The 25450-nt window shown below is 66.0% G+C and carries 11 protein-coding genes; 5 read left to right on the top strand and 6 right to left on the bottom strand.

Translation table 11 applies throughout. The features are described from left to right. Position 1: 1 nt before the first annotated feature. Positions 2-1945, top strand: a complete 1944-nt coding sequence (locus CSW57_RS12390) for a galactan 5-O-arabinofuranosyltransferase (RefSeq protein WP_099383014.1) — start codon at positions 2-4, stop codon at positions 1943-1945. Between the two features lie 76 nt (positions 1946-2021). Here CSW57_RS12390 and CSW57_RS12385 read toward each other — a convergent pair whose 3' ends face one another. The 3 genes from CSW57_RS12385 to aroQ form a co-directional block, all read right to left on the bottom strand. Then, positions 2022-3662, bottom strand: coding sequence for a hypothetical protein (locus tag CSW57_RS12385; RefSeq protein WP_223249215.1), 1641 nt, complete (start codon positions 3660-3662; stop codon positions 2022-2024). Beyond that, positions 3605-4483, bottom strand: a complete 879-nt coding sequence (locus tag CSW57_RS12380; RefSeq protein WP_030167761.1) for a phosphatase PAP2 family protein — start codon at positions 4481-4483, stop codon at positions 3605-3607. The genes CSW57_RS12385 and CSW57_RS12380 overlap by 58 nt, the downstream gene beginning before the upstream one ends. Positions 4484-4780: 297 nt before the next feature. Then, complete coding sequence (aroQ, locus tag CSW57_RS12375; protein WP_099383013.1) at positions 4781-5266, bottom strand: type II 3-dehydroquinate dehydratase; 486 nt, start codon at positions 5264-5266, stop codon at positions 4781-4783. An 11-nt stretch (positions 5267-5277) separates the two neighbouring features. Here aroQ and CSW57_RS12370 point away from each other — a divergent pair, with 11 nt between their 5' ends. From CSW57_RS12370 to CSW57_RS12355, 4 genes are all read left to right on the top strand, one after another. Beyond that, positions 5278-8658 (top strand): arabinosyltransferase domain-containing protein, encoded by a 3381-nt coding sequence (locus CSW57_RS12370; protein WP_099383012.1) that lies wholly within the window; start codon positions 5278-5280, stop codon positions 8656-8658. 91 nt (positions 8659-8749) lie between these two features. Further along, entirely contained in the window at positions 8750-12082 is a 3333-nt protein-coding gene (locus CSW57_RS12365) for an arabinosyltransferase domain-containing protein (protein WP_099383011.1), read from the top strand. Then, positions 12075-15383: an arabinosyltransferase domain-containing protein gene (locus CSW57_RS12360; protein WP_099383010.1), complete on the top strand. Its 3309-nt coding sequence runs from the start codon at positions 12075-12077 to the stop codon at positions 15381-15383. Before CSW57_RS12365 ends, CSW57_RS12360 begins: the two co-directional genes overlap by 8 nt. Positions 15384-15741: 358 nt before the next feature. Then, positions 15742-16257, top strand: coding sequence for a hypothetical protein (locus CSW57_RS12355; protein ID WP_099383009.1), 516 nt, complete (start codon positions 15742-15744; stop codon positions 16255-16257). Positions 16258-16328: 71 nt separating this feature from the next. Here CSW57_RS12355 and CSW57_RS12350 read toward each other — a convergent pair whose 3' ends face one another. From CSW57_RS12350 to fadD32, 3 genes are read right to left on the bottom strand one after another with little or no spacing between them, the layout of a single operon-like run. After that, complete coding sequence (locus CSW57_RS12350) at positions 16329-17879, bottom strand: acyl-CoA carboxylase subunit beta (RefSeq protein ID WP_099383008.1); 1551 nt, start codon at positions 17877-17879, stop codon at positions 16329-16331. Positions 17880-17885: 6 nt separating this feature from the next. Next, positions 17886-23234 (bottom strand): polyketide synthase Pks13, encoded by a 5349-nt coding sequence (gene pks13 / locus CSW57_RS12345; RefSeq protein ID WP_099383007.1) that lies wholly within the window; start codon positions 23232-23234, stop codon positions 17886-17888. Positions 23235-23247: 13 nt separating this feature from the next. Then, positions 23248-25146, bottom strand: a complete 1899-nt coding sequence (fadD32, locus tag CSW57_RS12340) for a long-chain-fatty-acid--AMP ligase FadD32 (protein ID WP_099383006.1) — start codon at positions 25144-25146, stop codon at positions 23248-23250. Positions 25147-25450 lie beyond the last annotated feature (304 nt).

The following is a 25450-nucleotide window of genomic DNA, read 5'->3' as shown; positions in this document are numbered from 1 at the left end:
CATGCGCCGACACCTGTGGTCGAGAGCCGACGATGGGCATCGCGTCGCGCACGGTTCAAGCGGGAACAGACACCTGCTGTCGGTTGCAGACCTGATCGGCGCGGCCGTCGTCGCGCTCGTGGTGTCGAGCATTGCGCTGGCAGCGATCGGCCGCGTGGACTGGCCTGCGTTCAACTCGTCCAACGTCGAGACCGCTCTCACCACCACCGGTCAGGTCCTCGCGGTCGTCCTGATGATCGTCGCCGTCATGCTGTCGCGGACCGGCAAGGCGACGTGGGCGATCAAACCCCTGTCGTGGCTGGGTATCTCGGCCTTGGCAGTGGTCACGCTGGCAATGCCGCTGGGAGCCACCAAGCTCTACCTGTTCGGCATCTCGGTGGATCAGCAGTTCCGCACCGAGTACCTCACCAGGCTGACGAACAGCCCCGCCCTTGCCGACATGACCTACGCCGATCTACCGCCGTACTACCCCGCCGGGTGGTTCTGGCTGGGCGGACGTTACGCCTCCCTCACAGGTCAGCCCGGCTGGGAAGCGTACAAACCGTGGGCGATCATCTCGATGTCCATCGCTGCCGCGTTGTCGATGGCCCTGTGGCAGCGGATGATCCGCACCGACCTGGCGATCGCGGCAACACTGGCCTCCACCGTGCTCACCCTGATGTACGTGAGCCCCGAGCCCTACGCGGCCGTGCTGGTGCTGCTCGGCACTCCGATGCTGGTGACGATTCTGCACGGCTTGCGGTCGGGCAGCGTGCCCGCGATCGTGGCCGGTGGACTGTTCCTCGGCCTGAGCGCCACCTTCTACACGCTCTACACCGGCCTGTTCGCCATGACAGCTGTGCTGATGGCGCTCTACCTCGCCGCAGTGGCATGGTTCGGTTTGGACAACAAGGCGGTCAACAAGTCTCGAATCCGTACCGAGCGGGTACACGCCGTGCTGCACCTGGTGTTGCGACTGGCCGGGATGGCCGCGGTGGCCATCCTCGTGGCGCTCGTCGTCTGGGCGCCATACCTTTACGACAGGCTTCGCAACGAGCCCGCCTCGGGTGGTACGGCCGAGCACTATCTGCCGGGGTCGGGCGCCGTGCTCCCGACACCGATGCTGCACTGGTCGCTGATCGGCGCGCTGACCATGGTCGGTCTGGTGTGGATCATCCTTCGGTTCCGCACCCGGACCGCAGCTTTGACCTTCGGTGTCACGGTCGTCTCGATCTATCTGTTCTGCCTGCTGTCGATGGCGGTCACGGCCACCGGGACCACCCTCCTCTCGTTCCGCATGGAGCCCTTGCTCACCGTGGTCCTCGGTGTTGCCGGCGTGTACGGCTTCGCGGAGTTGGCGTCTGTGGCGGTCCGCCGATTCGGTGACGTGCGCACCCTGGTGGCGATACTCGCCACTGGTGCAGCCATCGCTGTGGCACAGAGCATTCCCGGTCACCTCGCCACCGAGATCACCGTCGCCTACACCGACACGGACGGGAACGGTGTGCGCGCAGACCAGCGGCCGCCTGGAGCGGGTGCCTACTTCCCCGAGATCGACGCGGCCATCACCACCCAGACGGGCCGGCCACGCGACGACACCGTGGTACTCACCGCCGACTACGGATTCCTGTCGGTGTACCCGTACTACGGGTTCCAGGGACTCACGTCGCACTACGCGAACCCGTTGGCGGAGTTCGACAAACGCGCTGCGGCCATCGAACAGTGGTCGACGGCCGAAACCGCGGACAGCCTCGTCGAGCAACTCGACGCCTCGCCGTGGCGACCACCGACGGTGTTCCTCTTCCGCTACAGCGCAGAAGGTTACGATCTGCGCCTGGCCGAAGACGTCTACCCCAACGACCCCAATGTCCGTCGGTACACGGTGACCTTCAACCGGTCGGTGTTCGAGGATCCGCGGTTCACGGTGACCAACATCGGGCCCTTCGTCCTGGTGGTCCGCAACTAGTTTTCTACCGGTCAGGGCCCCTAGTTCTCTACCGGTCAGGGCCCCTAGTTCTCTACCGGTCAGGGCCCCTAGTTCTTTACCGCTCAGCGCCACAGTCGAGCGGCTGCGCGCCCACGACTCCCCGGACCGACAGCAGGCCCTCGAGGATGTACTGACCCGGAAGGGTGGCCTGCAAGGTGACCCAGCTGTCGGGTGTCTCGGTGATGCAGGCGTACAGGTTCTCGTCCACACTGCTGCGCGCGACAAGATACTTGTTGTAGCGCACCTGAATTGCGTGCGCCTGTGTGTCGGGTACGTCCAGGACGAGCTTTGCCGGCGACGACTCGACAACCGTGAGCGGCGCCGGGACGATCGGGGCGGGGTCGTCGACCTTGTAGAGGTCCCACTTGTCGTTGCCCCAGACCTTTTCGAGATAGGGCAGGCCCGACTGCACCAGTGCGGCTTCGTTTTTCATCTGACGTAGCGGATCGGCAGAGACCGCGACAAAGGCGACCGAGTTCTCCGACAACCACTGTCTGTACGACTGCGGGGTCAGCGCGTTCTCCTCGTAGAAGATCGGGTTGAACCGCGAGTCCGATTGGTTCTCCCAGCCACGCGCCAGCTTGATGGTCATGCCCAGTTTGTGTGCGCCCGCGTGGGTTTGGGCATCCACCAGTTCCACGCGGTGGTTGTTGATCTCCGGCCGGTCGACCAGCTGCGAGCGCAGGGGGATGTAGTCGCGGTTGCTGTCGCCCGAGTCGGCTCCGACCACCTGGTCTGCAGTCGCCACGAACGTCGCGTAGATGAGGGCCGGGGCCAAGGCAATGGCCAGGAACTTGAGCGACCGTTTCGAGTAGAAGAGACACAGACACGGCAGCACCAGACAGAAGAACCTGCTGAGGTTGGAGCCGACGCCCGTCGGAACGAGGAACATGACGATGGCCGCGGCACTCGCCAGTGGCACGATCCACCGGGCCGGTGGGATGGTGAGCGCGGCGGCGCCGCCCACGGCGATCAGGGCGACCCAGAACAGGGTGGTGGCGGGGAACCCCTGAGCGCCGGGGCTGCCGAACATCAAGAAGGGAACGCCCACTCCGAGGGCAGACCCACCCAGCACCCACCACGTGGTCCGGGCCTGCTCGTCACGGCCGAAGGCAAAGGGCACCGCGGCCAGTCCGACAAACGCCGGGGCCAGCGGACTCGCGAGCCCGGCGACCAGCAGGCCGATGACCCCGAGCGCCAGATACCCGCGGCGCACCACGACGATGGCACCGAGGGCGATCGCCGCTCCCACGGCGAACGCCACCCGGCCCGAGAGCATGTTCAGTACTGCGGCGATGGTGATGGCCCAGACCAGCGCGGTCTGGTGGGTGGCGCCTTTGGCCAGCGGGACGGCCAGCAGAGCGATGGCAGCGGTGGCGAGGCACAGCAGGAGCAGGGAACCGGTGAGTGTCGACAGCGCCGGCACGATCAGCGAATAGCTGCCGGGCGAGACCCCGCCGTACCAGCCGAACCAGTAACCGAGGCCGACGCCGGATCGAGCAGCTTCCTCACGCGCGATGGCCGCTTGCAGATCCCCGACCGTCGGGTGCGCCACCCACAGGCCCACGATGGCGATCAGCGCCACCAGGAGTGGGAGGAGCGGCCGCCGGCCAAGTGCCGGCAAGGCCACCGGGAAGCTCATCCGATCGACACCCCTGCGCTCTCCGGCCTGCGGGCCGCTCGGTTGCGCCACCATCGGGTCAAGGTCGGCGCGTAGATGATCAGCGCCGCCACCGCCAGGAGCCAGACCCCTGCGATGACATCAAGAATGTAGTGGTTTCCCGAACCCATGACCACAAAATAAGTGGTGAACGGGTAGATGAGGCCGAGGATGCGCAGCCACTTCCACTTGGCCAGGAAGAACAGCGTCACACCGCACCAGGTGGCCCATGCGCAGTGCAGCGAAGGCATGGCGGCGAACTGGTTGGAGATGGCGTCGCTGCCGGGCGCACCCGACTCAGGCCACCAGCCCCACGAGGCGGTTTGCGCCATGACGTCGACAAATCCTTCACCTTTGAGCAGGCGCGGCGGCGCGGTGGGCAGCCAGTAGAAACCGATGAGGGCCAAGCCCGTCGTCAGAACCAGCACGCCGCTGACCTGGCGGTAATACTGTTTGCGCCGGAACAGCAGCCAGATCAGCACCACGGGGGTGACGATGAAGTGCAGGGTGGCGTACTGGAGGGCAACCAGGTTGGCGAGCCACGTGGTGGTGTGCACCAGTTCGTTGAGTGGCCGCTCGAGGGCAAAGTTCCAGCTGTCTTCGATCCTCAGGATCTCGTCGGCGTTGCGGTATGCCGCCGCGGCGACGTCGCCCACGCTGTTACGGATGGCCGAATAGATGGCGTACAGCGCGCCGAGCATGAGGATCTCGACCCACCATCGAGGGCGGGCAAGGTATCGATTGACCCGGGTGACCGCGGCCCGGAAGCCGGTCTCCCGCAGTTCGGATTCGTAGGCGTCGATCGCAGCCGAGTCGAGCTCCGGGGCGGTGGTCGATCGGGCATCACGGGTTGCCATAAATCAACTCCCGCATATAACCCTCCAACTACCTACTTCGAGCTCGTACCGCCTGACCCGAGTTTGCGGATCGAACGCGAAACTACCGCGTACAAGTCACAGGTCCGACACATCTCGCTACGATGGCAGGCCGGAGAGGGCGCAATGGTTCTGCAGGATCATAACCGAGAAAGGGCCTCCAACCTTCCCACACGCGGCCCGTGAACCCTCTGATCTGCCGAAAGTCAGAGCCATTCACCCGTCGTTGGGGTTCTATTCAACAATTTACGGTGCTTCGGATGTGATGCTCGTCACAGCTCACATTTGATCGACACCCGACGAAGCCTGCACGAGCTCGACGAGTCGGCGCACCGCGAACTCGTAACCGCGGATGCCGAACCCCGCTATGACACCTTCCGCGACGCCGGACACATAGGACCGGTGGCGGAACTCTTCACGCGCGTGCACGTTGCTGACATGCACCTCGAAGATCGGCACCTCGGGGATGACCAGCGCGTCCCGTAACGCCACCGAGGTGTGCGTCCATCCGCCGGGGTTGATGACGATTCCGCACGCATGACCACGTGCCCCGTGGATCCACTCGAGCATCTCGCCCTCGTGGTTGGTCTGGCGCGCTTGCACGGTGAAACCGGACTCCGCCGCGGCCGAGGTGGCGATCGCCACCGCGTCCTCGAGGGTGTCGGCGCCGTAGACATCAGGCTGCCGGGTGCCGAGCGCGTTCAGGTTGGGCCCGTTCAGCAAGAGGATGGGCGCACGGTCACCGGATTCGCGGCTGTCGATCATGGGGCAACTGTATGGCTCGGCGCGGCACCGCAAGAGAATCCGACACGCCCAGGCGGTTACCATCTGCGTTTGTGCCTGCTGACGCCCCGACCGTGAAACCGACCCACGACCGGGCGCGGATCGCCAAGCTCGCTGCGATCGTCACCGGCCTGCTCGGCGTCTTCCTTGCCCTGGCCACGCCGCTGCTGCCCGTCAATCAGACCACCGCCGAGGTGAACTGGCCGCAGCAGGACAAATTGCAGTCGGTGCTCGCACCACTCGTCTCCTATGCACCGATCGACCTCGATATCACGGTGCCGTGCAGCGCCGTCGACCAGCTCACCGGGCCCGGCCAGACCGTGCTCGTATCGACCACCCCGAAACAAGCCGAAAAGGCAGTCGCCCGAGGTCTTTTCATTCGCAAGTCCGGCCAGGCGACGGACGCACTGGATCGGCAGTCCGTCGAGGTGGTGGTCCGCAACACCCCCGTGGCCTTCGCGACGCTCGCCGATATCCGTTCGCAGGGTTGCGAGAGCATCAAGGTGACCGCGACCGCTGAATCGGTGAAGGCCGAGTTCGTCGGGATGACCGACGCCGAAGGTGAACCGCTCGTCGGCGAGACGACCGACGGCGACCAGCGCCCCCAGATGACCGGCATCTACACGGACCTGACCGGCGCTGCGACGTCGCTGCCCGGTCTGACGGCGCACGCCACCATCGACGACCGGTACAGCACCGCCCCCACCGTCCTCAAGTGGCTGGCGATTGCGGTCGGGGTGCTCTGCACGTTGATCTCTCTGGGCGCATTGGCCGTGCTCGACTCCACCGATGGCCGCAAGCACCGCCGGTTCCTGCCCGCCCGATGGTGGACGTTCAACGCCCGCGACGGCGTGGTGATCGGCGCGCTTGTCATCTGGCACATAGTCGGCGCGAACACATCGGACGACGGATACATCCTGACGATGTCCCGGGTTGCCGAGCACGCCGGCTACACCGCCAACTACTACCGCTGGTACGGCGCGCCGGAGGCCCCGTTCGGCTGGTACTACCAGGTGTTCGGATGGCTGGCGCACGTCACCACCGCCAGCCCGTGGATGCGCCTGCCCGCGCTGGTCTGCGGAATCCTGGTGTGGCTGATCCTTTCCCACGAGGTGCTCCCTCGCCTCGGCCGCGCGGCGACCACCAACCGGATCGTGCCGTGGACCGCCGCCTTCGTGTTCCTCGCGTCGTGGTTCCCGTTCAACAACGGACTCCGACCCGAGCCGATCATCTGCCTGGGCGCGCTGCTCACGTGGTGCTCGGTGGAACGTGCGATCGCGACCGGCAGGATCCTCCCTGCGGCAGTGGCCTGCACGATCGGAGCATTCAGCCTCGCGGCAGGACCCACAGGCCTGATGGCGGTCGCGGCATTGATCGCCGGTGCCCGCCCCATGGTGATGGCCCTGATCAAACGAGCCAAGGCCATCGGCGGGGACCTCAGAAGTTATCTGGCGATGGTGGCTCCGGTCGCCGCCGCCGGGGTGTTCGTGATGTTTGTCGTCTTCTCCGATCTGACCCTCGCCGCATTCACGCAGTCGACGAGCATGAAGACCGCGCTGGGTCCCTCACTGCACTGGTACAACGAGATCGACCGGTACTCCGCGTTGTTCGAGTTCTCGGCCAATGGCTCGGTGTCCCGACGGTTCGCGGTGCTGGCGATGCTCGTCGGGCTGGTGGTCTCCGGCGCGATGCTCATCCGGAAGAGCCGCATACCCGGTACAGCGCTCGGCCCGTCCCGCCGCATCGTGGGGATCACCTTCGCCTCGCTCATCTTCCTCATGTTCACCCCGACAAAATGGACTCACCAATTCGGTGTGTTCGCCGGACTGGCGGCGGCACTGGCCGCCATCGCGGCCATCGCGGTGAGTGCCGAGGCCATGCACGCCCGGCGCAACCGGATGCTCTTCATCGCACTCGTGCTGTTCATCACCGGTCTGTCGTTCACCGCACCCAACGCCTTCTTCTACTACTCGAACTGGGGCATGCCGTGGGGCGCGCTTCCCGTTCGTTTCGGGGTCGCTCTGGGCAGCGTCATGCTGTACCTCTGCGCGGCCGCGCTGCTCGTCGCTTTCTGGTTCCACTTCCGCGAGCCGTTCGATCGGCGCAAGGACGCCGTCGCGGCCGGCTCAAGGGCGCAGGGCACCCGCCCTCGCCGGTGGTACAGCACACTCGCCGCGGCACCTCTGGCCGTCGCGGGCGCGTTCCTCGTGGTCTTCCAGATCGGCACCGGTGTCGCCTCGGGCGTGAAGCAGAGTGGATCGTTCTCCATTCCGTCGTCGAACGTCGATGCCCTGCGCGGGGACATCTGCGCGATGGCCGAGAAGGTCCTGGTGGAACCCGATCCTTCAGGCGACCTCCTCGAGCCGGTGGACGGCAACGTCGCACTCGGCCTGAACGGCTCGTCCGAACCGGCCGAAGGGGCGCCTGCCAATGCGGGTTTCACCGCAAACGGTCTGCCGCTGAGCCTGGACTCGACCGCAAGCGCGGGGAGTCTCGGCGTGCTCGGCGGAAACGTCGCCATCTCGCCGGATGTGCTCAATTCGAACGCGGGCGGGACCGGCGGCGGTGAAACCGATCAGGCCGGCGTCAACGGCAGTACGGCAAAGCTGCCGTTCGGGCTGGATCCAGCCGTCACACCCGTGCTCGGCAGCTATTCGCAAAACGACCAGATCCCCTCGTACCTCACCTCGTCCTGGTATCGGCTTCCCGCACGGAACGCCGACACCCCGCTGATCACGATGGCGGTCGCCGGTCAGTTCGACATCGAGAACGTCAAGATGGAGTACTCGACCGGGTCCGGCGACTCGAACGAGGACTTCCAGGTGGCGGGCGAGGTCGATCTGATCGACCCAGGGCCACGACCCTCGTGGCGGGATCTGCGCACCTACCGCAGTTCGTTCCCGAACGACACCACGGCGATCCGCATCGTCGCGAAGGACGAGAACCTCGCCCAGGACAGCTTCATCGCACTGACGCCACCCCGATCACCGCGTCTGCAGACATTGCAGACGATGGTCGGCAGCACCGATCCCGTCCAGCTCGACTGGACCAGCGGACTCGCTTTCCCGTGCCAGCGCCCGTTCGACCACCGTGACGGGGTCGCAGAGATGCCGCAGTGGCGGATCGCGCCCGGTGCCGATCTGTCCGCCGCGGTCGGCGCGTGGCAGGACGCCTTCGGTGGTGGGCCACTGGGCTGGATCGAGGTGGCCCTGGACAAGACCACGGTGCCCTCCTATCTCGAGGGCGACATCGGTCGCGACTGGGGTTCGCTGGTCCGTTACGAGCCCTACGGTGAGCCGGCGGGTCTGGCAGAATTGAAGCTGGGCGAGACCACTCGGTCCGGACTATGGAGTCCTGCGCCCATCCGGTACTGACTGTGCCGTAGGTCACCGCAGCGGTCACAGGACCGATCCCCCGCTCGGGGCAGGTTCGGGCTCTCAGGTCAGTGCAATACCATCGTTGCTCGTGCCTGTGTCCTCTCACATCCCCAGTGCGGGGACTGTCCGTTGGACCGCAATCGTGGCGGGACTGGTCGGGATCGTGCTGTGTGCGATCACCCCTCTGCTGCCGGTCGACAAATCCACCGCGAAGATCGATTGGCCCGCAGGTCAGCCGCTTTCCAGCGCGACCGCGTCGGTCACCGCACCGTTGATCGCGCAGACGCCGCAGACCCTCGATGCGACCATTCCGTGCTCCCTGATCGACAGCCTCGGAACCGACGGGGGCCTGGTGCTGGCGACGATGCCTCCGAGCGCCCAGCAGTTCAATCAGAAGGCCTTGGTCGTGACCGCCTCCGCGTCGTCGGTGTCGGTGGTGTTCCGTAACGAGCTGGCTGCCACGGCGCCCCGCGACGCCGTCGGATCGCCGCAATGCCGCGATCTCCGGATCTGGTCGAACCCGGGAGGGGTGGGCGCACAGTTCGTCGGCCTCGGTCCGGTCGGCACCCTGGGCATCGACCAACGACCACAATTCGACGGCGTCTTCACCGACATTCCCACTGACGACGTGAAAGCCGCCCAGGCGCAGGGGCTTTCGGTCACCACAGTGGTGGACACGCGATTTTCCTCGACACCTACCCTGATCAAGCAACTCGCGTTGATCGTCGGGATCATCGCGATCGCCGTCTCGTTGATCTGCCTCGGCCGGCTCGACTGGCTCGCGGGTTACCACCGGCGGATCGGCGCCCCCGCATGGGGCAAGGTGCTGCGACCGCGTGTCACCGACCTGGCCGTCATCGCCGTGCTGCTCATCTGGCACTTCCTCGGCGCCGGCTCACCCGACGACGGCTACATCCTCAACATGGGCCGCGCGTCAGAGGGTGCGGGTTATCTCGCCAACTACTACCGCTTCTACGGCATCGCCGAGGCGCCGTTCGACTGGTACTACTCGTTCCTGGCCCTCTGGTCGGAGGTGTCGGCCTCGGGACTGTGGATGCGCATTCCATCGCTCGCCGCCGGTCTCGGGTCGTGGTTCATCCTGTCGCGGGTGCTGTTGCCCCGCCTCGGCGCCGGAGTCCGCCGCAGCGCCTGGGCCATCTGGGCAGCCGCGGCCGTGTTCACCGCGTTCTGGCTGCCGTTCGCCAGTGGCCTGCGCAGTGAATCGATCATCATCCTGGGGTCGCTGCTGACCTGGTGGGCCGTCGAGCACGCCATCGCGACGCGTCGATTGCTACCGGCTGCCTTGGCTGCGATGTGCGCCGGGCTCACTCTCGCCGTGGCGCCCCAGGGTGTCATCGCAATTGCCGTACTGATCGTGGGCGCCCGGCCCATGCTGCGGGTGCTGCTCGAACGCGGCCGCGACCCCGAACGCGGCAACCGCGTGCGGGTGCTCGACCTCGCCGCTGTGATGGCACCGTCCGTCGCGGCCGCCTCGCTGGTCGTGCTCGTGGTCTTCCGCGATCAGACCTTGGCATCGGTGTTCGATGCCGTGCGCACGCGCTACATCGTCGGACCGACCATCTCGTGGTGGCAGGAGTACCTGCGGTACTACTTCATCACCGTCACCACCCCCGACGGCGCCCTGACCCGCCGGGTGCCGCTGTTGCTGTTGCTGTCGTCGGTGTTCGTGACCCTCGCGGTGATGTTGCGACGCAAGAAGATTCGTGCAGTCGACCCAGGGCCGGCCTGGCGGGTGCTCGGCGCCACGCTGATCACGTTGCTGTTGATGATGTTCACACCCACGAAGTGGACCATCCACTACGGCGTGTTCGCCGGTTTCGCCGCTGCGCTGGCCGCCACGGCCACCATCGCTGTCGCCCAGTCGGCGGCGCGGTCGGTGCGGAACCTGTCGGTCTTCGTCGCGGGACTGCTCTTCGCTCTCGCCGCGGCGATGGCCGGCGAGAACGCCTGGCCTTTCGCCTACAACTTCGGCATCTCGTGGTTCGACAAGGCACCGGTACTCGCCGGTCGCGAGGTGTCCACCATCTTCCTGGTTCTCGCCGTGGTGGCAGGCGCCGTCGCGGTATGGCAGCACCTGCGCCTCGACTACGTCGCCAACAAGGGGCTAGCCCACGGTCCCGACGCGTCGGCCGCCGAGGCGCGGTCCGACCGCCGGCGGCTGTTCATCGCCTCCTCCCCCATCGCCCTGGTCGCCGGTTTCATGGTGATCTGCATGTTGGCGGTGTTCGCCAAGGCCGCGCTGTCGCGGTATCCCGCCTACACGGTGCTCGGTGCGAACATCGATGCTCTTCGCGGGAACAGCTGCGCGATGGCGGATGCGGTGCTGGTCGAAGAAGACCCGAACCGCGGCATGCTGACCCCTGCCGACGGCGCATCGGCGTCCGACGCCCTCGCCGGCGAGAATGCGGTCGGTTTCACCCCGAACGGCGTTGCCGGCGACCTGACACCCGAGGCGGGCTCGTCCCGCCCCGGCCAGATGAACGTGTCGGCCAGCTTCAACAAACCCTTTGTGGTGTCGGGTGCCGGTGCCGGCATCACCGGCGGAACCGGGCCGGAAACGGTCAACGGTTCCACCGTCGCGCTGCCGTTCGGCCTCGACCCGGCCACCACGCCGGCGCTCGGCAGCTACGGGTACGACTCGGGAGAGGCGTCACTGACCACCGGCTGGTACAACCTCCCCGCCCGTGACGCGTCGCCGCTGATCGTGTTCAGCGCCGCCGGACCGGTGTTCACCTTCAACGAAGAGGGTGTGGCGACCTTCGGGCAGCAGCTGAAGGTGCAGTTCGGTGCCCCGAATCCCGATGGGTCGTTCACCGACCTCGGCCCGCAGATCGTGCCCATCGACCCCGGGCCCGACAAGCCGAACCGGCCGTGGCGCAACCTGCGCGTCCCGATGGCGCAGGTCCCCCGGGATGCCACCGCCATGCGGATCGTGGCCAAGGACAACAACGTCAACCCCAAGCAGTGGCTCGCGGTCACCCCACCCCGCGCACCGCAGCTCAAGACCCTGCAAGAAGTCGTCGGATCGGACTCCCCCACGCTGATCGACTTGAGCGCGGCGTCTCAGTTCCCTTGCCAGCAACCGTTTTCCATCACCGATGGAGTCGCCGACATCCCGCAGTGGCGCATCCTGCCCGACAGGGTGACCGCCGCCTCCCAATCCAAGACGTGGCAGGCCGCGGACGACGGTGGTGTGCTGGCCGTGCCCGAAGCGCTGGCGCGGGCGAACACCGTGGCGACCTACCTCGACGACGACTGGTATCGCGACTGGGGGTCGCTGGAGAAGTACACCCCGTTGGTACCGGATGCTCCGGCAGCCGAGATCACCACGGGGACAGAGAAGAACTGGGGATGGTCACGCACCGGCTCACTGAGGGTGGTGCCGCAGGAAAATGAGTGAAAAGGCGAGCACCATCAACACAGAACCCCCCACCGCAAAGCGGAGCCTGAGCCGCTACGTCGGTCCCGGCTACCGCAACGTCAAGATCGTCGCGGTTGTCTCCGGCCTCATCGGGTTCCTGCTCGCCTGCCTGAGCCCGCTGATGCCGGTCAATCAGACCACGGCGCAACTCAACTGGCCGCAGGACAACCAGGTGGTCAACGTGGCGGCGCCACTGGTGTCGTTTGTCCCCACCGACATGCGGGTCTCCGTTCCCTGCTCCACCGCTGCCGACCTCCCCGCCGACGGCGGGGTTCTGCTCTCGACGATCCCCGCCGGCGGGCAGGAGGCCACGTCCAAGGGCCTGTTCATCCGGGCCACGTCCGACAGCATCACGGTGACCGGCCGCGACGTGGTGTTGTTGACCGCGGATCGAGCTGTCGCACAGGCGGATCCGAACTGCCGCATCATCGTCGAGGCCGATGGTGAAGGTACGGCCGGGCGCATCGAGAACGGCGGCACCGAAGGCCAGTTGTCCTTCGACGTCCGCGATCCCAATCTCCGACCACAGATCGTCGGCGTCTTCACCGAACTCCCCCAAGGCACCTCACCCGAGGGACTGGAGTTCAGCGCGACCATCGACACCCGGTTCGTCACCACCCCCACCAACCTGAAGTTCGCCGCCCTCGTCATCGGCGTGGCAATGACTGTGGTGTCACTGGTGGCGCTCGCGCTCCTCGACTCCCGGGACGGTCGCAGACATCGGCGCATCCTGCCCACCCACTGGTGGACCATCCGGTTCTCCGACGTCGTGGTGTTCGCGGTGCTCGGTTTCTGGTGGCTGATGGGGTCGAACACCTCCGACGACGGCTACAACTTCACCGTCGGGCGCATCGCCGGAGAAGCGGGATACGTCGACAACTACTACCGCTACTACGGAGTGCCCCAGGATCCATTCGGCTGGCACTACCAGGTGATCTCGGCGATGACCGAGGTCAGCCTGTCGGCGCCGTGGATGCGACTACCCGCGTTCTTGCTGGGCCTTCTCGGGTGGTGGCTGATCTCGCGTGAGGTGATCCCGCGCCTCGGCCGGACGGTCCGTCATTCCACCCCGGCACTGTGGTCGGCAGCGTTTGTGTTCCTGGCCATCTGGATGCCGTTCAACAACGGCCTGCGGCCCGAACCCGCGCTCGCGATCGGCGCGCTGCTCACCTGGTGTTGCGTCGACCGCGCCATCGCCACCGGTCGGTTGCTGCCGCTGGCGATCGGTTCGGCTGTTGCCGCCTTCACCCTCGCGCTCGCACCGGGTGGCCTGATGGCCGTCGCGTTGCTGCTCGCCGGAATCCGCCCACTGCTGCGACGAGTGGTCGCCCGCAGGCACCGCGACGGGCTGCTACCGCTGTTGATGCCCATCCTCGCCGCGGGAACATCGGTGCTGTACAACATCTTTGCCGATCAGACCCTTTCGACGATCCTGACGTCGTCGCAGGTCGCCTCCGAGGTGGGGCCGACGCTCGAATGGTGGCAGGAACCCGTTCGGTACTACTACCTCATGTTGCCCACCGCCGACGGCACGTTGTCGAGGCGATTCGGCATCCTGATGGCGTTCCTGTGCCTGATGGTGGTGCTGCTCATGTTGCTGCGCCGCCGCCAGCCGATGGGCATCGCGAAAGGGCCCACCTGGCGCCTGGTCGCGGGTGTCTTCGGCTTCATGTTCTTCTTGGCCTTCACCCCCACCAAGTGGACCCACCACCTCGGCGTCTACGCCGGTATCGGTGCGGCTCTGGCCGCCGCCGCTGGTGCGATGATGGCGCCTGCCCTGCTACGACGCAGGCGTAATCGCACATTCTTCGCCGCTGCGGTGCTGTACGTGGTCGCGCTGTCGTTCGCCGGCACCAACGGGTGGTGGTTCGTGGCGAGTTACGGCATCCCCTGGTGGGATCAGCCGCCGGCCATAGGCGGCATCCGGGTCACGTGGATCGTCTTGGTGATCGCTGTCGCCACCACGCTCGTCGGCCTCTATCAGCACTTCCGGGACGATTACGTGGACGCCGAACAGCGGGCGTCCGGGTCGAAAGCACTGCACAGACTGGCCTTTTCACCCATGCCGGTGCTGGCCGGCCTGGTGGTCCTGTTCATGCTGCTCTCGTTTGTCAAGGCTGCCTACGAGCAACGCGACAGCTGGTCGTGGCTGAACTCGAACGTCGACGCACTGAAGGGCAACATCTGCGCCCTCGCCAATGACGTTCTGGTGGAACCGGATCCGAACCGCGGATTGCTGGCACCGGCAACGGTGGCCGGGCAGGACGATCTGTCACCCGGCGACGCATTGGCCGGGACTGGCATGGCGGGATTCACCCCCAACGGTGTACCGAACGATCTGTCGGTGGATGCCACCGAGACCAGCGACACCACCACGGCACAGAACACCGCCCAGACCGGGGCCGGATCCGGCGACACGACCGAGGCGGACGAGGCCGGTACCGGTGGCGGACAGGGCGCGCTCGGCGTCAACGGGTCCACCGTGAGGTTGCCTTTCGGACTCGACCCTGCCGAGACCCCCGTCTTGGGCAGCTACGGTTCGCAGAACGCGTCGCTCACCTCGGCCTGGTACCAGATGCCGCAGCGGCAGGCCGATGCGCCGTTGCTGACCCTGTCGGCTGCCGGCCGTATCGCCGCGGTGGACGGTGAGGGCATCGCCCAGCCCGGACAGCAACTGGTGGTCGAGTTCGGCAGGCCCGGACCGGGTAACACGGTCATCCCGATGGGACTGATGAGCCCGATCGACATCGGCGATCCACCCATCTGGCGCAACCTCCGCTTCCCGCTGTCCGATGCCCCCGCGGGTGCTTCGGTGGTCCGGGTGGTGGCCAAGGACAACGCCGGCGCACCGGATCAGTGGCTGGCGGTCACGCCGCCGCGCATCACCACGATGCGCACGCTCAACGACCTGGTGGGCAAGGACGACCCGGTCTTGATCGACTGGCTGCCGGCGCTGGTGTTCCCGTGCCAGAAGCCGATGGCGGTGAAGCACGGTGTCGTCGAGGTTCCGCAGTGGCGCATCCTCCCCGACGCGCAGGCAACTCGCCAAAACAGCCAGACGTGGATGTCCGCCGATGCCGGTGGTCCGTTGGGTGTCACCCAATCGATGTTGCGGGCCACCATCATTCCGTCGTATCTACGAAACGACTGGGGCCGCGACTGGGGTTCGCTGCAGCAATTCAGCGAGATCGCACCCGCGAAGCCCGCCGAACTGACGATCGGCTCGAGCACGCACTCGGGTCTGTGGTCGCCCGCGCCGATGCGAGCGGCCCGGTACTGAGTCTCGGTACCGCCTGTTCCCTCCGACTTCAGTCACTTCCTCCGGTTGCAACCGGAGGAACAGGCACGAGTCGGAGGAACAGGCGAGCCGACGTCCACCACGACACCGTTCCCGCCGATTCCCTCCGACTCCAGTCACATCCTCCGACTGCAACCGGAGGAACAAGCACGAGTCGGAGGAACAGGCGAGCCGACGTCCACCACGACCCCGTTCCCGCCGATCCCCTCCGACTTCAGTCACACCCTCCGACTGCAACCGGAGGAACAAGCAGGAGTCGGAGGGAGTGACGAGCCAGAGGAAGTGACTGCAGCGTGAGGATCTGCGGCGTCGCGGGGCGGCTGTGTGCAACGGTATGAGGATGGGAACGGTCCGATCCACGCCAGCTGTACTACGCCTGTGGCGCACAACGTGGTTGCGAGCAGCCGTCATCGGTCTGGGCTTCGGGTTGGTCGCGGTCCTCGGCTGGTACTTCATCACTCCCGGGATCACGGAGTCGTCGCCCAAGGTGCACGTCCCGTCCGGCCGCGACCTCGCCCTCCACGTGCCGGGCTGGGTCTGGCTGATCCCCGCTGCATTCGCGATCTGCGCGGGTCTGCTCGGCTGGGCCATCGAACGTTTCACCGCGAGGCTCGGTCCGAGCACCCAGAGTGAGGTGTTCAGTCTGACGACGGTCGCGGGCTGCACGCTGGGCGGCGCAGCCATCCTGGCGACGATACGGTTGGTGCCTCACAAGGCCGTACTCGTGTCCGGAGACGGTCAACTGCCCGACATCGGCTTCGGGTGGGCGTATGCGTTCCCCGTGGCGGGTTTTGCCATCGGCGTGATGCTCGCGGGAGGCATCCGGCATCCCGACGAGGACGACGACGTCAGCTGAAACCCCCACACCCTCCGACTGCAGCCACATCCTCCGGTTGCAACCGGAGGATGTCACCACACGCGGAGGATTTAGATCGGCATCAGGAAGTGCTTACGCGGCGACCGCAGGATGTGCTTGTCCTTCAACTGTGCCAACGCTTTTCGCAGCTGCAACCGAGTGCTCGACGGATCTATCACGGCGTCGATGTAACCGCGCTCGGCCGCGAGGTACGGCGTTGCCATCATCGTGTTGTAGAAGTCGACGAAGTCCTGTCGGATCTTCGCAGCCTCTTCCGGCGTCGCGTTCTCGGTCTGCCGCCGGGTCAGGATGGTGGCCGCGGACTCCGCACCCATCACCGCGATCTTGGCCGTGGGCCACGCGAAGTTGATGTCGGCACCGAGCTGCTTGCAACCCATCACCGCGTAGGCGCCGCCATATGCCTTGCGCAGCACCACGGTGATCTTCGGGACGTCGGCCTCCACGTAGGCGAACAGGAACTTGCCCGAGCGCCGGATGGTGCCCTTCTTCTCCTCCTCGACGCCCGGAAGGATGCCCGGGGTGTCGACCAGGAAGATCAGGGGGATGTTGTACGCGTTGCAGATTCGGACGAAACGAGTGGCTTTCTCCGACGAGTCGGTGTCGAGCACACCGGCCATCACGTTCGGCTGATTGGCCACCACACCCACCGAGATGCCGTCCACCCGGGCGTATCCGGTGATGATGTTGGGGGCGAACAACTCGGCGACCTCATGGAACGCACCATCGTCGAACACGCGCAGGATGATGTCGCGCATGTCGTAGCCGGTGTTGTCGTTGTTCGGCATGAAGGTGTCGAGTGAGAGGTCGCTGGGGGTGATCTCCGGTTCCAGCCCGGGATTGATCACCGGCGCCTTCTCGTGGCAGGAGGACGGCATGTACTCGAGATAGTCACGCACCCATTCGAATGCGCTCTTCTCGTCATCGGCCAGGTGATGGATGTTGCCCCACTTGGACTGGTTGTACGAGCCACCGAGTTCCTCGGCCGAGACGTCTTCACCGTTCACCTCACGGAGGATGTCCGGCCCGGTGACGAACATGTAGCTTTCGTCCTTGACGCCGACGAGAATGTCGGTGTTCGCGGGGGTGTACACCGCGCCGCCCGCACACTTGCCGAGGATGATCGAGACCTGCGGCGCCAACCCCGACAACAGGTCGTTGCGACGGCCCATCTCGGCGTACCAGGCCAGCGATGTGACCGCATCCTGGATACGGGCGCCTGCGGAATCGTTGATGCCGACCATGGGGCAGCCGATCTTGCCGGCCCACTCCATGATGGCCGAGACCTTGCGGCCGAACATCTCACCGACCGTGCCGCCGAACACCGTCTGGTCGTGCGAGAACGCCGCGACCGGACGGCCGTTGACCAGGCCGTGCCCGGTCACCACACCATCGCCGTAGCCGCTGTCCGCGGCGCCGGGCATCTTGGCGAGTCGACCGAACTCGACAAAGGTGCCGGGGTCGAACAACATGTCCAGTCGTTCGCGAGGCGAGGCGATGCCTTTGGCAGCCCTCTTCGCGACCGCCCGCTCGCCGCCGGGTTCTTTTGCCGCCTCGAGCTTCTCGCGAAGTTCCTTGAGCTTGCCGGCGGTGGTGTCAGTCAATCTGGGTCACTTTCTTGCGAGCTCTTCCAACCGTGCGGTCAGATCGGCACCGATTTTTCCGATGTAGGGTTCGTCGATGATCGCCAGGTGATCGCCTCCGACATGGATGATCTCGAGATCGTCGACCACCTCTCCCCATCTTCCGTCTTCATCGATCTTTGCCCACTGCGGTTCGAGTTCGATTGCGCCATCATGCATCTTGTCGGCCCGGTAGAGGACCACCTTGCCGTCGTAGCGCGTCGGTTCCACCGTCGACAACGCACGGTTGTCGAGGAAGCTGGTGCGCTGGTGTTCGATGATGCCACCGGGGATCTTGGCGTCACTCATCGCCAACATCTCCATGATGATCTTGAACTGGCCGTCGTCGTCGGCCTCGACCAGGCGGTCCATCGGGATCGGCACGTCGTCGAGACCGTAGGTGCGCTTGGCGAAGTCCAGGTACCGCTCGAGGCGGGCCCGCTTGCTCTCCGGGGTGTCCTCGACCGGTTCGGCCGGGCGCACCACATCGATCAGGCCGACAAAGGAGACCTCTTCACCGGCTTCGACGAGCACCTGCGCGCATCCGTATGCCAGGGCGCCGCCAAGAGACCAGCCGACCAGAACGTACGGGCCGGTGGGTTGGATCTCGCGCAGCTTCGGGTAGTACTGCCGGACCCGTTCTTCGATGGTCCCCTCGACGCGGTCGAATCCGATGACCGGGACGTCCTCGGGCAGTCGCTTGAGCAGCGGCTCGTACGCGGCGGTGGAGCCACCGGCCGGGTGGAACACCAGCACCGGTGTGCGGTCTGAGTTCTCGGGAGTCCGGAGGTAGCGGACGAACCCATCCACCAGCCCACCCTCGAGATGCTCACGCACGTAGTTCGACATCGTCTCGATGTTGTCGGCGTCGATCACGTCCTCGATGTCGAGCTCGCCGCCCGCACGTTCGGACAACCGCGCCGTCAACTTCTCCGCGGTCTCGTCGTCGAGCACCGGAAGCGGGTTGAAGATGCCGCCGGCAGACTTTCCGGTGACCACGGCCCACACGCCGAAGGTGAGACGCTCGGCCGCATCTCGCGGTGGGACGTCAGCACCGGCCGCGGCAGCGACCGCTGCCGCGTTCTGCAGGCCGGCCTTCGGCTTGTCGGCCTGGGCTTGTGCCGGTGCTGCCGGCTGAGCCGGGGCAGGCGTCGAATCCGCCTCGACGACAGCCTGTTCGGGCGCGGGTGTTTCGAGACGCGCTTCGGGCTGGGGCTCGACGGACTGGGGCTCGACGGGCTGGGGCTCGTCGGTCTTGGTTCCCTCAGAGTTGATCAGTTCGGCCAGTGCAGCGGTGTCCAATTCGCCCTTGCCCGCTGCATCGGCGGCCAGCGCCTCCACCTCGTCGCGGTGCTCCACGGCGTAGGTGACGAACTTGACCACGTCTTGGAGGTTGGCGTCGCGCATCGCCTGCAGTTGCAGCTGCGGGATGTCGAACTCCCACTCCGCACGGTTCTTGATGCGCATGGCCATCAACGAATCCAGACCCAGCTCGATCAACGGGATCTCACGAGGCAGATCCTCGGCCTCGTAACCCATCGACTCTGCGACGATCTGTGCCAGCCTGTCGTCGATGGTCTCGCCGGAGGCCGGATCCCACCGGGCACCGATCTCATCGCTGATCTCCGGTTCGGTCACCAGCGTGTTGTCGACGAACCCGGACTGCTCGGCCGTCACAGGCGCGGTGGCGGGCGCCGTCTGGACGGCGGCCGGCGCCGGTCCACCGGAGGCCACCACGGCATCGAGGAGCAACCGGAACGAAGTGCCTTCGGCAGCATGCACCTGCAGCGCGCCGCCGCCCGGGTGAGGTGCCAAGGTGGTGGTCAGCGTCGAGGCGCCCACCGGCTCACCGTGCGGGAGCACCGCCGTCACCTGTACGTCGGAAAGCACCTGCGACGCGGCAACTCTGACGAGCTCGGTGAGGTCGGACGCTGCCGATGCGGCCACCTGCCAGACGTGGCGGCCGTCGGGGAGGGCCACGTGCGATCCCGGAATCCTGGAATCGCCCGACCCGGCCGAGATGTTCGCGGTCAGCCAGTACGGCTTGCGTTCGAACCGGGTCCGAGGGATCGCGGCGAAATCGCCCTTACCGAACAATGATCCGACGTCGACGGCATGACCGTGCACGTAGAGCTTCATCAGCGCGTTGATCACGCCCTGGCTCTCGTCTTCCTTGCGGCGCAACGTCTCGATCAGTTCGGCGTTGTGGATGCCGACGGAGAAAGTCACGGCGGCAACGGAAATCAGAACCGCGGGGTTCGGGGACAGTTCGAGGAAGGTGGTGTGCCCGTTCTCGACGGCCTTGGCGACGGCCTGGGAGAACCACACGCTGTGCCGAAGGCCCTTGGTCCAGTACTCCACGGCGTGCACCGGCTCGCTGCCCGGCCGGTAGAAGGTCTCGCGGTCGACCGAGCTGTAGAAGCCGATCTTCGGCGACCGCGGGTCGATGCCGGTGAGCTCGTAGGCGAGTTCACCGAGCAACGGGTCGGTCTGGGATGTGTGGCTGGCACCTTTCGTGGCGAGTTTTCGCCCGAGTTTGCCCTCGCTCTCGGCCCGCGCCACGATGGCGTCGACCTGCGGTTCGGGACCACCGATGACGGTGTGGGTGGGTGCTGCGTACACGCAGATCTCGAGATCGGGGTAGTCGGCGAGCACACCGGTGATGTCGTCGGCGCTGTACTCCACCAGAGCCATCAGCCGGATGTCGTCGCCGGTCAACTGGGCCTCGGCCTCGCCCATCAGCCGCGACCGCTGGCAGATGACCCGAACAGCGTCCTCGAGGGACAGACCACCGGTGATGTAGGCGCCTGCTGCCTCACCCATCGAATGCCCGACCACCACACCGGCATCCGCACCGTGGTGGCGGAGCAACTCGGCCAGGCCGATCTGGATGGTGAAGATCCCGATCTGCGACGTCTCGATCTCGTAGGCAACCGAATCGTCGAGGAACTGCTCGACGATCGAGTAGCCCAGCTCGTCGACGATCAGCTTGTCGACCTTGTCCACCGCCGCGGCGAACACCGGGTTCTCGGTGTAGAGCTGCTTGCCCATCTTGCGGTGCTGCGAACCGAACCCGGACAACAGCCACACGGGCGACGCCGAATCCGGTGAATCACAGGTGAAGACGAGCGGGCTGTTCTTGTTGTCCGCGACCGCCCGCATGCCCTTGAGCGCGTCCTCGTGCGTTCGGGCCATCACCACCGACCGGGTACGCCCATGGTTTCGGTGGGCCAGGGCCCGCCCGATGTCGACGAGCGGCGTGTTCTTCGCAGCGTCGGTCTCGAGCCAGTCGGCGAGGTCGGCGGCGGTCTTGCGACGACGCGACGGGAGGAACCCCGAGACCACCAGCGGGACAACCGAACCCTCGGCCCGGCACGGCGCGAACCCTACTGCCGGGTCCTCTTCGGCTTGCGGCTCTTCGGCTTTCGCCGGCGTGGAAGCGAGCTGACCCAGCGCGGCACGTTCGGCTTCGGTGAGGAATTCGTCGAGGTCGTCGTCCTCGTCGAGGAAGTCGGCGACCGTCGCCTGGGCGGCAACCGGCTCGTCGATGACCTCGGCGGCGGGCTCCCTCAGGTCTTCAGGCGTCACCTCTCGGACCACCACGTGGGCGTTGGTACCGCCGAACCCGAATCCTGAGACACCCGCGATGGCGCGGCCGGAGTACCTGGGCCAATCAGCCGGCTCGGTGACGACACTGAGCCGCAGCGCGTCGAACTGGATGTACGGGTTGGGGCCTGCGTAGTGCAGCGACGGCGGGAGTTTGTTCTCTTGGAGGGCGAGGATCAGCTTGATCAGGCCTGCGGCACCAGCACCGGCTTCGAGGTGACCGAAGTTGGTCTTCGCCGAGCCGAGCAGCGTCGGCTTGTCCGCATCGCGGCCCTTGCCCACCACACGGCCCAGGGCGTCCGCCTCGATGGGGTCGCCGAGAATGGTTCCCGTGCCATGCGCCTCGATGTAGTCGACGTCGCGCGGGTTGATCGCAGCATCGATGTAGGCGCTACGCAGCACCTGAACCTGCGCTTCGGGATTCGGGGCGGGCAGACCGTTGGAGCGCCCGTCGGAGTTGACCGCTGATCCCGCGACCACCGCGAGCACGTTGTCACCGTCGCGGCGGGCATCGGAAAGTCGCTTCAGCACAACGAGTCCGCCACCCTCGGCGCGGATCATGCCGTCGGCGTCGGACGAGAACGCCTTGATGTAACCGTCTTTGGACTGCACACCCACGGAGTCGAACCCCAGCGTCGCAGCCGGGGTGATCAGCATGTTGACGCCGCCCGCGAGTGCGACATCGGACTCGCCGCTGCGCAGGCTGCGCACTGCCTGGTGCACCGCGACCAGCGACGAGGAGCATGCGGTGTCGAGCGCGATGGACGGCCCGCGGAAGTCGAAGTAGTACGAAACTCGTCCCGCCACAATGGAAGTGGAGGTACCCGTCAGCGCGTATGCAGCGGTTTCGCCGGCGCCTTCGGGATCGGAGACCGCCAGCATCTGGTAGTCGTTGGTGGAGCTGCCGATGAACACACCGACCTGGCCGCCCTTGAGGTCGCTGGCCGGGATGTGCGCGTGTTCGAGTGCCTCCCAGGTCAGTTCGAGTGCGAGCCGTTGCTGCGGGTCCACCATCTCGACCTCACGCGGTGACATCTGGAAGAAGTCCGCATCGAAGCCCTTGACGTCGTCGAGGTATCCACCCTTGAGGTTCGCCTCGTCGAGCACCTTGGCGATTCGCGGATCCGACTTGAACTCGGTCCAACGATCCTCGGGCAGGTCGCTGACGCCGTCGCCGCCGTTGATCAGCAGGTCCCAGGTGGATTCCGGGGTGTGACCCGCTTTCGGGAAACGTGTTGCCACACCGACGATCGCGATGTCGTCGTTCGGGCTCCGCTTCCGGTTGTACAGGTCGTCGTCGTCATCGTCCTCGCGGCCCGCATCCGGGTCGCCCTCGATGATGCGCTTGGCCAGCGACGCGATCGTCGGATGCTGGTAGGCGACGGTGGCGGTGAGGATGATGCCGGTCTTGTCCTCGATGTCGCCCGACAGCGCAACCGCGTCGCGCGAGGACAAGCCGAACTCTTCCATCGGCCGGTCGTCGGAGACCTGGTCGACCGGCAGTCCGGTCGTGTCGGAGACCCACTGCCGCAGCCACTCCCGGAGCTCCGAGACCGTCAGGTCACCGGCCTTCTCGTCGTTCTGCCGTTCTTCGCCTGAATCGGTCGCTGAGCCCACCGGCGACACGTCCAGCTCGCCGTCACCGCTGCTGTCTCCCGGACCGAAACTCGACCCCGGCAACTTGTCTTCGGAGTTCAAAAGCTCATTTGTCGAACTGTTCAGTTCAGGCATCGGGTAGTCCAGACTATTGATTCTCGTGTGGCGCATCGGGGAACGCCGTCTGCTGGTAACCACCGCGCAGAGTTCCGTCGATGTACGCCGCCTTACATGCCCGCCGGGCGATCTTGCCGCTGGAGGTACGTGGGATCGAGCCCGCCGGAACCATCAGCACGTCTCGTGCCATCACACCGTGTCGCTGGGCGATCGTGGCGCGTACGGTATCGGCGACCTCCTGCGGGTCGACCTTTTTGCCCGGTCCACGCTCGGCGACGATCACCAGCTGCTCGGAGGCGTCGTCCGCGTCGAACTTGAGTCCGCTGGCGGAGTTCTGGAAGACCACCTCGGGCAGTTCGTTGGCAGGCACGGCAAACGCGGCCACGAAGCCGGGCCGCAGAGCCGGGCTGGCTTCCTGCGCCGAGAACTCGAGGTCCTGCGGGTAGTGGTTGCGGCCGTCGACGATCACCAGGTCCTTGACTCGTCCGGTGATGTACAGCTCGTCCTCGAACCAGACGCCGTAGTCGCCGGTCTTCATCCACTTGGCGCCCTGGGGAGCACCGATGCTCCGGCTGCCCTCGGGCAGCGGCGCGGTGAGGGTGTTGTTGAACGTCTCCTCGGTCTCCTCCGGCCGACCCCAGTATCCGTGGCCGATGTTCATCCCGTGCAGCCAGATCTCACCCACATGGCCGTCGGGACGCTCGGTGCCGGTCTCGGAGTCGACGATCACGGCCCACTGACTCACCGACACCTGTCCACAGGACACCTGTGCCACTGCACCCGGCGCATCCTGATCGACCAGCTTGAACTCTCCCGCGTTGAGGGCGGTGCGATCGACATAGATGACCTTCGCCTCGTTCTCGCGTTTGGTCGACGACACGAAGAGCGTGGCCTCTGCCATCCCGTATGAGGGCTTGATGGCGGTCTTCGGGAGTCCGTACGGACCGAAGGCCTCGTTGAACTTCTTCATCGAGCTGACGGTGACCGGCTCGCTGCCGTTGATCAGGCCGATGACGTTGCTCAGGTCGAGCTTCTCGCCGGGCTTCGGAACGCCACGCACAGCGGCGTGCTCGAAGGCGAAGTTGGGGGCGGCGGCGAAGGTGTCGGCGCCATCGGCGACTGCGGCCAGTTCCTTGATCCACCGGCCGGGCCGCCGGACAAACGCCTGCGGGCTCATGATGGTGATGTACTTGCCGCCCAGTGCGGGCAGGATGACCGTGAGCAGGCCCATGTCGTGGAACATGGGCAGCCAGGTCACGCCGCGCGAGTTGTGGTCGAACTCGATCGCGTCGATCATCTGCAGCGCGTTGGCGGCCACCGACTCATAGGTGATGACGACGCCGGCGGGAACCCGGGTGGAACCCGAGGTGTACTGCAGATAGGCCGCATCGTGCAGGGCCGGTTTCGGCTTGACCCACGTGTCGCCGACCGAATCGGGAACGGCATCGACAGCGATGACCCGAGGACGTTCCTTCGCAGGCAACGGCTTGAAGAAGTCGCGGACGGCCTCGGCCGACTTGGTCGCCGTGAGGATCACACTCGGCTTGCAGTCGGCGAGCACCGCGGTGAGCCGGTCGGTGTGACCCGGCTCGTCCGGCGAGAACAGCGGAACCGCGATGTTGCCCGCGAACAGCGACCCGAAGAAGCCGATCACGTACTCCAGCGACTGCGGGGCCAGGATTGCCACCCGGTCGCCCGGTTGCGTGACCTGCTGCAGCCGCGCGGCGATGGCACGAAGCCGCTTGCCGAACTCGGCCCAGGTCAGGTCGATCGGCTCGCCATCGCGTTCGCGGCTGTAGTCCATGAAGCGGTACGCGAGCGTCTCGGCCTGCTCGATGACATTGCGTTCCACGTAGTCGACCAGCGTCACGTCGTCGTCGAAGAACAGATTTCCGTTCTCGTCCAAGAACTGGTCAAACTCGTTGTTCATTCGTACTCCTGATCGCGACCTCGACGCCCCGGACACAAATCTGGTCACCAGCCCTGCGTGACAGTGCGTCCGCGGGGTGATCCACCTTGTGTTCGGCTTGCGTCACCTGTGAACGGTCGAGCTCAGCGCGCGGCACCATGTGCTTCATCGATGCCACACGCCTCGTCTCCAACAGCGTTCCCTACTTTTCTTGTCAAGCCAAATAGGACTCGCGGTCGCCGCCGACCCGAGCCAAACCTTCCACACCTTACCGGCCAGTACCACTCGCCTTGGGTACGGGTCGTGAGACAACCTACGCTTTCGC

Origin of the sequence: Williamsia muralis (genome assembly GCF_002735905.1) — a bacterium.
GTDB classification, from domain to species: Bacteria; Actinomycetota; Actinomycetes; order Mycobacteriales; family Mycobacteriaceae; genus Williamsia; species Williamsia muralis_A.
Note: the sequence above shows the minus strand (reverse complement) of the source record. Positions and strands in the feature narration are given on the sequence as shown.